The following is a 13,946-nucleotide window of genomic DNA, read 5'->3' on the forward strand; positions in this document are numbered from 1 at the left end:
GGGTCCAGTAACAGGTTTATAAGATATATCTACTACTTACTTTGGCTGCTTTGCCATTACTCTGCTCTGTAACGCCTTATACAGGCATACATTCACCCTTCGCTGCTGGCATACAATTGACCGGTTCAGTACACGCTCATATTATATACAGATGTACCGCCATTTAAACTTACACGTTCACTATCGCGCGACTCAATAAATCCTCTATATCGATCCTCAAGCTCTACCTTGTACACTCTGCTAAAGCGCAAGTGGGCAAGAGTCATATACATATTTTAGCTGCCACCCCTTGGCCGGTTTGCAATTGCCGGACTAGCCAGACCTATACACGAGCTATTTAATCTTACCTGAGCTGTCATTTGCCGCGGAGTAAAAGTTTATGCGCCATTCCTCCCGGCCAGGCCGGCACTTTCTAATATAGCTGCATCAGAAAAAGCACTCCTGCTCACCATGCAATGGGCCGTGCACCATTTAGCAGTACGGAACGAGCATATTCGCTTAAAAAAGTCAAGTATCACATATGAATACATTAAAAAACCGAACCTCTCTAGGATGGACAATCAAAAACCTGCGCTCGCCTTTGGTGCTGACCTCGTCCTGAACTGCTTCGGCACACCTTCGGTAATTCCTTTACACATCTTCGGGAGGCGCCGAAGATGTGTAAAGGAATTAGAAATGAATTGAAAAGGAAGCGCCGGAGAAAGTCCGAGCGCGGTCAGGAGCGGGCCAGGAACATTGCGGGGGCTACAACTGGACCGACAGCTGAATTAGTATTCTTCAAGACTGAACAGCTTGTTCATTGGAAGCCATTTTTCGCCTGGCCTGGCGCCCGGAAGGGCCTGTTGATACTTCCACATCAACGTCTCCCATTCCTCTACCTTCCGATTGTTTTTATCAAGCGCAGCCTTCCGCTCGAACGAGAAATTGTCTTCGGCTTCAATAATCATAAAGAGCCGCGCCTGATATCGGTAAATCTCCATGTGCAAGATCCCTGAGTTGCGTATGCTGGCAATAATCTCAGGCCATACGGCGCGGTGGTATTCATCATACTCAGCAATTAACTGCTGATCTTCCTTCAGGTCCAGAGTCAGGCAATATCTTTTCATAGGTTTCCTTTATTAGCGGGTTCGTGTGATTTATTGGAAGACGCTCCCTCCTGGCCGGTTACGCCAATGAGGAAATCAAAGAGGCTCACCTCAGTAGGAACATTAATTTTCTTTCGAAGGCGATAACGGCTCACTTCAACAGCCCGGATAGTAATATTCATTAACTGAGCCATTTCTTTTGTCGTGAGATTCATCTTAAGGTAAGCACAGAGCTTCAGATCATTAGAGCTCAGCTGAGGAAAGCGCTCCTTCAGTACGCTCAAAAAGTTAGAATGCACCTGGTCAAAATGAATAGAAAAGTGCTGCCAGTCAGAATCGCCTCTGTCGGACTCATCAAGCAGGCGCAGAACCCTTTTTATGTTGTCATTGGAAGGACGTTCCTGACCGTCCTGAATAACTGGCAGCAGTTCCTCCCTGATTCTCGATAGCAGTTTACCACGCTGAACAAGGTGCATGGTGGTTGTTGCCAGCTCCTTGTTTTTGTAAAGCACATCTGCTTCCAGTTTTTCATTCTGCAAACGAACGATCTTCTTTTCATTTCGTTCGAGAGCCAGCTGGTGCTGATAGATCAGGTTTCGCTGCTCCTCTTCATGTTTCTTCTGCTGCCGCTTGGCAAGAAAAAACAACCCTCCTCCTGCCAGACAGAGATACACTCCATACATCCAGTAAGTGTTATACCAGGCGGGCTCTATTTTGAAACTGTAATTTACGGGATCTGATTCGCTCCCCAGGTTATTTCGGGCCTTCACCCGAAAGGTGTAAGAACCGGCCGGCAAATTCGTGTAATCTTTCTCGCTTCGGGGACTCCAGGCGGACCAGTCCTTGTCAAAACCCACCAGTTGGTAGCTATACTCCGTATTATCACGATGTTCGAACAATGTCGACGCATATTCGAAATGAAGCGAATTATACCTGTAAGACAGGGCGGGCACTACAGCCTGGCGGTCTTTCAGGGCACCGTTTTCTATAAAATACCCGCCGAAGATTACACTATCTTTATCACCGGCAAGCCGTACCTGACCAAGCAGAACGCGCGGCTTTTCAAGTTTCTGTGCATACTTCTCGTAGTTGATATGGAAAACGCCCTGATTGCCTCCAATAAAAATATTGTTCTTATTATAAGGATAGACGTTTACAAAGCCGGCCACGATCTTTGAACTAAGCTCCGGAAAGTAAACCACTGCAAAGTTCCCATCTTTAGACTTTCTGCTGAAATCCACTACGCCAATCTTTTTGTCAGACACAAACCACACGTTACCCTCCGTGTCTTCTCTCATATACTCAATCGTCGTGGCTTTCAGTGCTTTCTCAAAAAAGGCACTCTTTCGAAACCTGTTGCGGCGGTAATCAAATTCGAATACCCCCTGGCAGTAGAAACTACGATGCGGTTTTTAACATAAAACACATAATTATAGAGGGTAAGTGGCAGTCCGTCTTTTTGGGAATAAAGAAAAGTACGCACCACCCTTTTCTTATCGGCGCTTAATACAAATCTGAATATACCCCGGTAAGGGTGAGAGGACCAAAGGGTGTTAAACTCAGGATCGTACACAAGGAAACGAAGAGGCTCTACAATATTGCCAATATGGCCCTTGTCCTGAAAGCGATTCCCGTCAAACGACAAGCTTTCCAGCCCCTCGTACGTCCCGGCAATTACCTGCGCAGACGGATATACAGGAGAAAGCGGCTGGAAGAGCCAGGTACCCAGTCTCTGATAGACGGGTGAAGCTGCGGTACCATCGATTACGAATGCCCCGTCTTCATGCCCCATGACCAGCCGCCCGTTGACTTCAGAAAGGCTCCATACTTGCCCCCCGGTATTGCGGACCTCCTGAAACCGTCCGTTACTATAACTCAAATCCTTCCTGCTATAGTCAAGCGGGCATGTAAAAACGCCGTTCGAAGTGCCTATGTAAAGGTCTCTTCCATGTACAATCGTGGAATAAGCACTCACCTGGCGCTCAGGATCGGGAAAAATGGTTTTGATGGCACTGTTATATGCGAGATAGTCTATGCCGTTATCAAGCCCCACCCACAGATTCTTATCGCGATCCACGAAGATGCTCCTCACATTATCCTTTTGCAGACCGTCGGCAGAGGTAAAGCGCTGTACCACATCGCCATTCCTGTCAATGATAACCAACGCTGCCGAGGTAGTACCAAGCGCATAGTGGTCTCTGTTCACCTGTATTGCGCGAAATATCCTTGAGTTCACCAGAAGAGACTCAGCACTGCTGCTCTTTTTTATCAGGTTCCTGTCTTTAAGGAGAAAAAGTCCGTTTTTGAGCGTAACGACGAGCAAAGTATCGTCTCTGTAAGGCAAGACTGCCGAGACCACAGCACCTTTGATCTTAGGGTCAGCACAGAGGAGATCAAGATGCCCGCCATTCATCACCATCAGACCTTGCGTCAGATCCTGCACGATGATCCTTCCGTTTGCTGTACCTGCGAATTCCCATGAACTAGCCGGCTTAAAGACGGCCATTTTCCCGTCTTTGAGGCACATTATTCTGTCGGTCGTTCTGAAGATCATCTGCCGTCCGTCGTCCGCTATGTTCCATACGTCGGAAAATTGTCTCTCAGACTTTGGAATGAGCGGTTTAAGAGATGTGTACTGGAGTGTACCGTTATTGTCGGGGAAGAAATAGCCTAGCTCATCCTGCCCCCCAACATATACACGGCCGTTTCTGGCTAGTCTGACAGACCTGACAATAGTTCTGTTGGGCAAGGGATAGAGCTTCCAGTAACCTCCGTTAAATGTTAAGAGACCCTCGTTATTCGCAAAATAGAGAATCCCTTTATGATCCTGCTGTATGTCCCAGTTCTGAGAGCCGCCTCTATAATCCAGAATACTATAATTACTGATATGAGGAAGCCCGATGCTCTGAGCCTTGAGCTGAGCAGTTATGCAGGTAAAAGAAATAAGGAAGCAAAGCAGTTTCATTGGTTAATGAACAAATATTAGTAAATGGAAGGATAAAGCAAAATATACAAAAGGAATTAAGCGACACTACCTCGCGTAGGACCGGTTTTACAGAAACCTGTAGTAGTATTGTAGTAGGTTGTGTGTACGGCGATACGCGGAAAGAGCGTGCAGAACGCGCGATTGTATTGTCGTTGTAGTACCTAAAAATATTGATCTGAATAAATGGAACTCTATCTTTGGAAAGTGCTACTCACATTAAAACCTGATTGCACATTAACCATTTTTAAAACTTAAACAACCAGTTATGAAAGGAAAATGTACTTTGTTTTTCCTGATCCTTTACTTTATTACTGCTCCTATGCTATATGCACAGGAGCTGGTGGTATCAGGAACTGTGATTTCCAAAACAGACGGCACCCCCTGCCCGGGGTTAGCGTTGTAATTAAAGGCAGTACAAAAGGTGTATCCACTGACGCGGGCGGCCGTTTCAGGATCGCCGTCCCTGCTGCGGGCAGCGTTTTAACATTTTCTCAGATCGGAATGGAAACGCAAGCTTTTACAGTACGCGACAATCAACCGGTCACAATTCGTCTGGCAGAAAAAGCCAGTGAATTAAACGAAGTAGTAGTAGTAGGATACGGGACTCAGCTGCGACGAGAACTGAGCACGGCGGTATCATCGGTCAAGCCGGAACAGATCACTCAAACCCCGGTTCAGCGGATTGAACAGGCCCTGCAGGGAAGAGTGGCAGGGGTTCAGGTGTCCAGCGTATCAGGAGCTCCAGGGGAAGCGCCTACTGTCCGCATCAGAGGGATTGGAACAAATGGGGATCCCTCGCCGCTATATATCGTCGACGGTTTCCAGGTGAATGGGATTGACTACCTGAATCCTGCAGATATCCAGTCTATGGACGTACTAAAAGACGCCGCTTCAGCAGCCATCTACGGAGCAAGAGGTGCGAACGGCGTTGTTCTCATAACGACCAAGAGCGGCTCAAAAGATGGCACGATGCGGATTTCTTATGACGGGTATCAGGGAGTGCAGCGGGCATGGAGGAAACTTAAAATGCTCGATGCCCATGAATATGCGGTGATGATGAATGAGGGTGCCGGTAATGCCGGGGCCAGCCTGCCCTACCCCGATCTCAGCCTCTATCCGGCGGGCCATGGCACCGACTGGCAGAAGGCGATATTTGATGACAGCGCTCCTGTGGCAAACCATCAGGTCACCGTTTCAGGAGGAACAGACAAAAGCAATTACGTCGCGGCCGCTTCCATTTTTGATCAGACCGGACTCGTTGGCGGCGACAAATCCAACTTCAAACGTTACACCTTCCGCCTTAATACTGAGAATAAGGTAAAGAAGTTCCTTACGGTCGGAGCGAATGTAGCTTACTCGCAAATTAAAAGACGAGCCTTCGATCCGAATCAGGAGTTCGGTGGAATATTAAACAACGCGCTGAACCTTGATCCGATCACACCGCTGTATGAAACAGACCCAACTGTTGCGGCCGGCTATAACGCCAATGCGGTCAGAAACTCAGAAGGACTTTTATACGGCATCTCTTCCCGGGTAGCGCAGGAGGTAGTGAACCCACTAGCCCGGCTCGAAGTGACGAATGCCAATACTCGCGTAGACAAGTTTGTGGGGAACTTATCGGGAGATCTGGCCATTACCAAAGAACTCGTCTTTCGTTCAACCTTCGCTGCTGATCTCGCATTTCAGACAGATAACTCTTATACCCCACTATTTTACCTCAACCAAGCGCAGTTCAACAATGTCACACAGGTAAGCAAAGAAGTGAAGCGCTGGTATAACTGGCAGGCGGAAAGCTACCTGACCTATACCGATAAATTTGACCAGCACTCGATAAGTGCCACACTGGGAACTACGGCGAGAAAAGAAAACGGAGAAAATTTATACGGCTCCAATACCGGCCTGGTGGTGAGCGATCCAGCTATGGCTTATCTGAACCTGGCAACGGATACAAAAACGGCGACAGCTAAAGGAGGGGCCACTGAGAGCAGTCTTCTTTCTCTCTTCGGAAGGTTGAACTACAATTTTGCCGGAAAGTACTTTTTCACTGCTACGGTGCGTAGGGACGGATCGAGTCGGTTTGGAGCCAATAATCGTTACGGGACATTCCCGTCCGTAGCAGCCGGATGGATTTTGTCAGAAGAGGGCTTCTTCCCGAAGCAAAGCGCGTTTAACTATGCGAAACTGAGAGCGTCCTGGGGACAAAACGGAAACGACCGGATCAATGCCCTTTACCCCTGGGCGGCAACCATCGGAACAGGCAGAGGATATTCGTTTGTAAGCGGATATCAGAGCGGAGCATCGCTTGAGTACCTGCCTAACCCGGATATTAAATGGGAAGCATCCGAACAGACAAACATCGGCCTCGACCTTGCGTTTCTCAACAATCGGTTAACTTTTAGCGGAGATTACTACGTTAAAAAGACGAAAGACTGGCTGCTGAACCTTCCAATACCCCGATACATGGGTGTGCCGGCTGGCTCAGGTAACGGAGGTACTGTGAAGAATTCCGGGTTGGAGTTGGCTCTCAATTTCCAACAACGCGTTAACGACTGGAGTTTCTCAGCAGGCATAAACGGCAGTTATAACAAGAATGAGGTAACGGAAATAAACAACGCCGAGAAAAAACTGCAAGGGCCCTCAATCTCCACATACGGCCAGGTTGCGCAGAGTACTGTCGGAAGCCCGTTCTCATACTTTTACGGGTACAAGACAGCTGGCATCTTTCAAAATCAAGCCGAGGTAGATGCGTATGTGAAAGAAGGGCAGAAAATACAGCCGAATGCCCAGCCAGGTGACGTGCGGTTTGCCGACTTAAACGGAAATGGACGCATTGACCCAGGCGACAGAACCGTGATTGGCAACCCTACCCCGAAAGTTTTTGCAGGCTTCAATTTCAGCGTCTCTTATAAAAACTTCGACCTTGCCGGCTTTTTTAACGGAGCCTTCGGCAACCAGATCTTCAACGGCATCAGAAGACACGACCTTCCTACGTCCAATATGTCTACCCGCTACCTCAACAGATGGACCGGAGAGGGGAGCACCAATGAAATGCCACGGTTTACAACAAACGACGCCAATGGCAATTATACCAATATTTCTGACCTCTACTTGGAAGACGGCGACTACGTACGCCTGAAAACTCTGCAGCTGGGGTACAACTTGGGAAAAGCGGCGCTGAGCAAAATCAAGCTTCAGAAAGTTCGCATCTATGTCTCGGGGGATAATTTGCTCACTCTGACCAATTATACTGGCTTTGATCCTGAAATCGGTGCTCGAAACACCCTTGACATCGGTATTGACAGAGGAATTTATCCGCAATCGAGGACCTTAAGGTTAGGCATAAACGCCTCTTTCTAATCCGCAGGAGAATGAATAAAGCGAATGATTCGAATCAAAAAACCACAAAGATGAAACGTACATTAAAAAATATACTTGGGATGGCGGCCGTTGCAGCGTTATCCTTACCCAACAGCGGCTGCAAGGACTTTCTGGAGGTCACTCCGCTTGACACCCGCGTCGAAACCAACTTCTTTAAATCCCAGAGTGATGTAAACGAAGCGCTCGTAGGTGTTTATGACGTCCTGCAATGGCAGACCAACGCAGGAGGAGGCGGATTTAGTCCGGATGCCCTGCTTTCAGACATTGCTTCAGACGACGCTTTTGCCGGTGGAGGAAGCCGTTCTGACTCGCCCAACATGATCTCCATAGACCAGCAGAACATTTTGCCAACCAACACCGACCTTCCGGTGCATTGGGGGAACCATTTTACCGGCATCTACCGCGCCAACCAGCTTTTAAAGCGGCTGCCCGCAACAGCCGCTTCGGACGAATTTAAAAAGTCGGTGACCGCACAGGTGAAATTCCTCCGTGCTTACTTCTACCTGGACCTTGTTCGCTTCTACGAAAACATTCCCTTGTTGCTTGAGCCTTTGGAATCGGGCGCCGGGTGTGTTGAGCAGGCAAGTCCCGAAGCTGTCTACAACCAAATTGCTACGGATCTGGAAGAAGCAATTCCTGACCTTCCGGCTAAAACATTAAAGGACAATGATGGACGGGCCACCAGATGGGCAGCGGAAGCCCTACTCGCCCGTACGTTTTTATTTTATCACGGCGTATACAAGAAAGATCTTCAAGCGGGCAGCACGGCCGTCAACAGTCAGCGGGCGCTGGCTCATCTCACCGACCTTATAAACAACAGTGGCCACGACCTGCTTCCGAACTATGCCGATATCTTCAAAAAAGGCTTCGAATTCAGTAAGGAATCTGTTTGGGAAATATCGTTCTCTGATCTGAACCCATGGTACGACTGGGGCTATATCCAGGGGGGCGAAGGGAACATGCAGCCACTGATGCAAGGCCCCCGGATTGCTAGTGACCCGAACTATTCCACAGGCTGGAGTTTCGCTCCGGTTACACAGGCGCTGGTGAACGCCTTTGAGCCTAATGATCCGCGGAAGGCCGCAACAATCATTTCACAGGAAGAGGACTTGACGGGTAAGGTAACGCCAGGCTATCAGCATACCGGATACTTCAGCAAAAAGTACACTACTTCAGAAGAATATGCGCCGACGGGAGGAACTTACGAGTTGAACTGGGGCAATAACTATCGCTCAATCCGCTTTGCCGATGTGCTGCTCATGGCAGCTGAACTGGAGCTGATGACCGGAGGCAGTAAGGCCCAGACGTATTTGAACAGGGTGAGAAGCCGTGTAGGAATGCCTGAAAAGCCGGCGACACTCCCTAACATCTTTCAGGAAAGGCGGGTGGAACTGGCCCTGGAAGGGCAGCGTTACTGGGATCTACTGCGGCAGGGCGTTTCCGTAGCGGAACAGGCCATTACCATCCAGAATCAGAGAGGGCCCCACTACGTGGGTGATCAGATCGACTTCAACGTCAAGTTCAACGCTGCCCGAAAGGGATTCTTCCCTATCCCTCAGTCTGAACTCGACCAGTGCCGGACCTTAAAACAAAACGCAGGTTATTAATTAAAATCACCAACAATGAAAAAATTATTCAACCATATAATTGCTCTCCTGTTGCTGGCTACAGTGTGGAGCGGATGTAAGCAGGAAGACCCGGAGCTTGGTCCCGCACCTACCTCCGATATCGTAAAATTCTCCTATAAGCCATCGCAAGACAACCCCAACGTAATTGTCTTCAAAAATGAGACACCTGGTGCAGGCCGCGCCAACTGGGACTTCGGTAACGGAACCACCGGGTCGGGAGAAAGTTCAACAGGTGCTTTCCCCACAGCCGGAGATTATAACGTTACCCTTACCGTATTTACCAGCGGTGGCTATGCATCATCTTCACAAACGGTACACATTGCGAATACAAATCCGAAAATGCTCGACGGTCCGGAATACAAAGCCCTGACCGGAGGCCCGGACGATGCGGACGGAAAAACGTGGGTAATTGAAAAAGACTACCCCGGCCACATCGGCGTTGGTCCAATTGGCGACCCAACTCCTTCCTGGTGGTCTGCACCGGCAAATGATAAAGCTGCTGAGGGCATCTACGATGACGAGATGACCTTCAACCTCAACAACAACTTCCAGTACATCTATAATAATCACGGCAATACCTTCGTCAATGGAGCGAATGCCGCAGGACTTGGTGGTGTTGCTGGCGGGGATTACACACTTAATTATAACCCGCCATCTAACCTGACCTGGAGCCTGTCTGAGCAAGGTGGCAAAAAATACATCACCATTTCAGGTGGAGGTTTCATCGCCTATTACACTGGCGTGTCCCGGTATGAAGTCCTCGCTATTTCGGAAAACGAGCTATACCTAAAGGTTGGCGATAAGGCCACTCCTGCTAACGGATGGTGGCTGCGTTTAGTTCCTAAAGGATATTCCAGACCGAAAGAGGAAAAACCATTAAAAGCTCTTGACCTCAAAGATTCCTTCGACGGAACCGGAAAGATCAGCTGGGTAGCGGAAAACATTGATCTGGTTACCAACTATGACAATCCAGGTCCCTTCGATGTTAATCCTTCTACGAAGGTGGCGAAGTATACGCGCAAGGCGGGCAACGATTTTCAGTACGGCAACTTGCAAGTGACCCTTGACTACCGCCTGGACCTCAGCCAGCGCAATAAATTTAAGATCAAGGTCCTCCTGCCGGGCTACAATAACTATAGTACGGTGAAGCCAACAGTTGCGCTGAAGCTTCAGAACTCGCTTGAAGGCGGGAATGCCTGGGCCAGTCAGAAAGAGGTTGTACATGAAGTCTCCGCGTACAATCGCTGGGTAGAGCTTGAGTTTAACTTCTCATCCATCTCTGATGTCACCAAGTACGATAAGATCGTCCTTCAACTTGGGGGAGAAGGACATCCCAACCCGGGAACTTTCTTTATTGACGACTTTGAGCTGGAAAAATAACAAAACAAGGTTAGCCGGAATTCCGGCTAACCTTGTTTATAATAAAGTCATCTAACGATGAAAAAACAAAAAACTATGGTTACAAGTAACAAGAAATCAATAATGACACTTACTCTGATAGCAAACCTCTGTATGTGCCTTTTCTCGTTTTGTTCGGGAAAAGACGACATGAAACCATTGCCCCAGCCCGAGAAGCCGGTTCCCGAGGTCCCGGCAAACAAGGAATACGGGTTTGAAAGCACTCCTGTATGGCAGGATGAATTTGAATATACCGGAAAGCCTGACGCAAGTAAATGGGGGTACGACATTGGAGGCTCAGGATGGGGTAACAATGAACTCCAGTACTATACAGACCGGACCAATAACGCCAGTGTTGCTAACGGCATCCTGACAATAACAGCGATTAAGGAGCAGTTTGAAGGCAAAAACTACACCTCGGCACGTCTGGTCACCAAAAACAAAGGCGACTTCCTGTACGGAAGGTTCGAGATCAAAGCAAAGATACCCGGGGGACGTGGTACCTGGCCGGCCATCTGGATGTTGCCAACAGATAACACTTATGGCACCTGGCCAAAATCGGGAGAAATAGACATTATGGAGCATGTTGGGTACGACATGAATAACGTCCACGTAACAATCCATAACGAGGCTTACAACGGAGCGAATAATACTCAGAAAGGGCAGTCTAAAATCATTCCCACCGCCACCACTGATTTTCATCTTTATCGCCTCGACTGGACGCCCAAGGGACTGGCAGGATCTATCGATGGCCAGAAGATTTTCGAGTACACCAATGAAGGAAAGGGTTCCGCCACCTGGCCATTCGACAAGAGATTCCACTTACTCCTGAACGTAGCCGTTGGTGGAAACTGGGGAGGCCAGCAGGGCGTAGACGAAAGCATTTTTCCCAAAGCGATGGAAGTAGACTATGTGAGAGTCTATAAGATGACAGAAAAAGCACTTTAAAAACAGGGCATCTAAACTTTTATTAAACACAATGGCCTTTAATGTGTTACATACTTGATAAAAGCTTATGATTATGAACTATAAGAAGTATTTACCAAACACTTTACACAAGAGTAACGATACCTCAGCTATTGTGGCTGCCCTGATCGCTGGCATTGCAATTGGAGCCGCAATAGGGATTTTATTCGCACCCGACAGCGGAGCTGAAACACGCAGTCAGATTTCAGATAAGGCTAAAGATCTGGCAGGATCTTTAAAAGATAAAGTTCAGGCCGTAAAAGAAGGATTTCAATCACGGGCTGAAGATTTAAGCGATCTCAAAGATCAGGCTGTAAACTCCGTAAAATCAAAGGTTAGCGGAGCCGAAGACGCGACAACAGGATCGCAGGCTTAATCTAAAATCGTTCCAATACAGAAGAGGCTGTATCGCGAAAAGTGATACAGCCTCTTTTTTTATTCAACCAATTATATCTTCTCATGTTCTCGTCCAGAAGTTGCTCTTACCAGAGCTCATTTCACCTAGCACTGCTGAAACTCGCAGCGCTCCGTCTGATAGTCAATTTGCACGGTAGGATGCTGAATATTCTGCTCTTTCAGGATCTTATCGGCAGCAGCCTTAACCTCGTTGATCGCCTGATGGCCGATCTGGGGCTCAACGACCAGATGGACCGTGAGTACGTTATAGTTTCCATCCATCGACCAGATATGGATATCGTGAACGTTCTTCACATTTGTGATGGTCACCAGGCGCCGGCGTATCTCCTCCTCGTCAACAGCATCGGGAACAGACTGAAGAAATATCTTGAAAACGCTAAATACGTTCCTCGTTGCATTCACCAGAATAAACGCAGCTATAGCCAGAGACATAAGGGGGTCAATCCAGTACCATTTGGTATAGTAGATCACGATGCTTCCCACCAGGACGGCCACCCAGCCAAGTACATCCTCCATCATATGCAGCATGACAGCCCTCTGATTCAAGGAATGGTGGTCGTTTTTTAGCCGAAGTACGGCCAGCCCGTTAAACGCAATTCCGGCTATCGCCAGGCCAAGCATTCCTCCCACATGCACCTCCTGCGGGTGAAATAGCCGGGGCACAGACTCGAATACGATCAGAGCGGACCCGACCAAAAGCACAACAGACGTGAGAAAAGCGGCCAGCGTTGAGAACCGTTTATAGCCATACGAATACTGCAGGCTCCTGCCCTTCTGCGAGTACTTCTCCATCCACAATGACACACCGATTACTACGCCGTCGCCAAGATCATGGATCGCATCTGAAAGAATTGCCACTGAGTTGGTAAGCGCTCCTCCTACAAATTCGATAAGGGCAAACGTGATATTGATAAAAAAAGCAAGGCGCAAGTTCTTCACTACGGGATGCAGGTGCATATGCCCGCCGTGGTGCTCATGCCCGTGATGGTCATGACTATGATGTTCGTCTTCGTGATGGTGACCGTGCTCGCAATGATGGGAATGAGACATAGCGGTATCTTTGTTTTAAGTCAAAAATACCGCTATTCTTGCAACATCGAAAGCCGTAGTTCTAAAAAACGTTCATGAGCTGTTCCGACAAATGAGGATGAAAAAGTCGAATAATTGTTCTTTTAAGAAAATTGCAAAGCCTGCTAAGCCATAACAGGCAAAAGCTTCTCCTTGATGTATCTGCAGCTCTGACTAATGCTGGCGAAGGGATCCATACTAAAGTTCTCCTGTTCAACAAGGATGTGTTTTACTCCAGATAGCTTCGCCGACTGAAATATCTTCCTGAAGTCAATACTCCCGCTTCCTACCTCCGTGTTAAGCTCATGCTTTTGCCTGTCCATATCTTTTACGTGCCACATGACGAACCGGCCTTTATGCTTCCGGAACATATCAACAGGATCTTTGCCTGCACGCACCACCCAGTAGATGTCCATTTCAAACTTTACGAGGTCAGGGTCAGTCTCTTTTAACAGGATATCGTACCCTGTCGTTGTGCCCATTTTCTCAAATTCAAAAGCGTGGTTGTGATAGGCAAACTGCAATCCTGAGCTTTTGCACAATTCGGCAGCCTTATTAAACCTTTCGGCTATCCGCTTATAATCATCAGCACTTCTCCTGAAGCGATCATCAAGATAAGGAACTGTAAGATAAGAATGGCCAAGGGCCGCTCCCGCCTCAATATTTACTTTGAGATCGTCTTCCTTTCCCTCGGGAGCTAAAAACAAGTCAAGACCGTAGTGTCCTGAAGGAGAAGTCAGCTGATTTGAATCCAAAATCTCTTTAAACGCCTTGGGCGCTATGCCGAAGAAGCTGTTGCGCTGGGGATTGAATCCGAACATCTCGAGTTCCTGATAGCCGGCTTCTGCAATGCGCGCAATTACTTGCTTCGGGTCTTTTCCTATCTGCTCTCTTAGGGTATAGAGCTGCAGCCCTACAGGGTGACCGGCAGGCTTACTGCACGCAAATCCCGGTTTCACAGCCAGGGCAAGACCGAGCATGCCGGCCTGCTGTAAAAAATTCCGTCTGTTTATCATTGGT

General features: G+C 48.2%; 10 protein-coding genes. 5 read left to right on the forward strand and 5 right to left on the reverse strand.

Going from position 1 to position 13,946, the window contains the following annotated elements; genetic code table 11:
* Positions 1–767: 767 nt before the first annotated feature.
* From ACES2C_RS00005 to ACES2C_RS00015, 3 genes are read right to left on the reverse strand one after another with little or no spacing between them, the layout of a single operon-like run.
* Positions 768–1,106: an L-rhamnose mutarotase gene (locus ACES2C_RS00005; protein WP_374164997.1), complete on the reverse strand. Its 339-nt coding sequence runs from the start codon at positions 1,104–1,106 to the stop codon at positions 768–770.
* Entirely contained in the window at positions 1,103–2,383 is a 1,281-nt protein-coding gene (locus tag ACES2C_RS00010; protein WP_374164998.1) for a triple tyrosine motif-containing protein, read from the reverse strand. The genes ACES2C_RS00005 and ACES2C_RS00010 overlap by 4 nt, the downstream gene beginning before the upstream one ends.
* A gap of 20 nt (positions 2,384–2,403) precedes the next feature.
* A complete protein-coding gene (locus ACES2C_RS00015; RefSeq protein ID WP_374164999.1) occupies positions 2,404–4,050 on the reverse strand; it encodes a two-component regulator propeller domain-containing protein in 1,647 nt (548 codons plus the stop codon).
* A gap of 297 nt (positions 4,051–4,347) precedes the next feature.
* On the opposite strand from ACES2C_RS00015, the gene ACES2C_RS00020 reads away from it, so the two are divergent.
* The 5 genes from ACES2C_RS00020 to ACES2C_RS00040 all read left to right on the forward strand — a co-directional run bounded on the left by ACES2C_RS00020 (position 4,348) and on the right by ACES2C_RS00040 (position 11,817).
* Complete coding sequence (locus tag ACES2C_RS00020; RefSeq protein WP_374165000.1) at positions 4,348–7,428, forward strand: SusC/RagA family TonB-linked outer membrane protein; 3,081 nt, start codon at positions 4,348–4,350, stop codon at positions 7,426–7,428.
* 50 nt (positions 7,429–7,478) lie between these two features.
* Positions 7,479–9,056, forward strand: coding sequence for a RagB/SusD family nutrient uptake outer membrane protein (locus tag ACES2C_RS00025; protein ID WP_374165001.1), 1,578 nt, complete (start codon positions 7,479–7,481; stop codon positions 9,054–9,056).
* 15 nt (positions 9,057–9,071) lie between these two features.
* A complete protein-coding gene (locus ACES2C_RS00030; RefSeq protein ID WP_374165002.1) occupies positions 9,072–10,457 on the forward strand; it encodes a PKD domain-containing protein in 1,386 nt (461 codons plus the stop codon).
* Between the two features lie 57 nt (positions 10,458–10,514).
* Positions 10,515–11,423 (forward strand): family 16 glycosylhydrolase, encoded by a 909-nt coding sequence (locus ACES2C_RS00035; protein WP_374165003.1) that lies wholly within the window; start codon positions 10,515–10,517, stop codon positions 11,421–11,423.
* Positions 11,424–11,496: 73 nt separating this feature from the next.
* Entirely contained in the window at positions 11,497–11,817 is a 321-nt protein-coding gene (locus ACES2C_RS00040) for a YtxH domain-containing protein (protein WP_374165004.1), read from the forward strand.
* Between the two features lie 125 nt (positions 11,818–11,942).
* Here the strand turns inward: ACES2C_RS00040 and ACES2C_RS00045 are convergent, their stop codons facing one another.
* Both ACES2C_RS00045 and ACES2C_RS00050 read right to left on the reverse strand, forming a co-directional pair.
* Entirely contained in the window at positions 11,943–12,908 is a 966-nt protein-coding gene (locus ACES2C_RS00045) for a cation diffusion facilitator family transporter (RefSeq protein WP_374165005.1), read from the reverse strand.
* Positions 12,909–13,051: 143 nt separating this feature from the next.
* Positions 13,052–13,942: a sugar phosphate isomerase/epimerase family protein gene (locus ACES2C_RS00050; RefSeq protein ID WP_374165006.1), complete on the reverse strand. Its 891-nt coding sequence runs from the start codon at positions 13,940–13,942 to the stop codon at positions 13,052–13,054.
* Between the last annotated feature and the right edge of the window lie 4 nt (positions 13,943–13,946).

It is taken from the genome of Arcticibacter sp. MXS-1 (genome assembly GCF_041902385.1).
Classification (GTDB): domain Bacteria; phylum Bacteroidota; class Bacteroidia; order Sphingobacteriales; family Sphingobacteriaceae; genus Arcticibacter.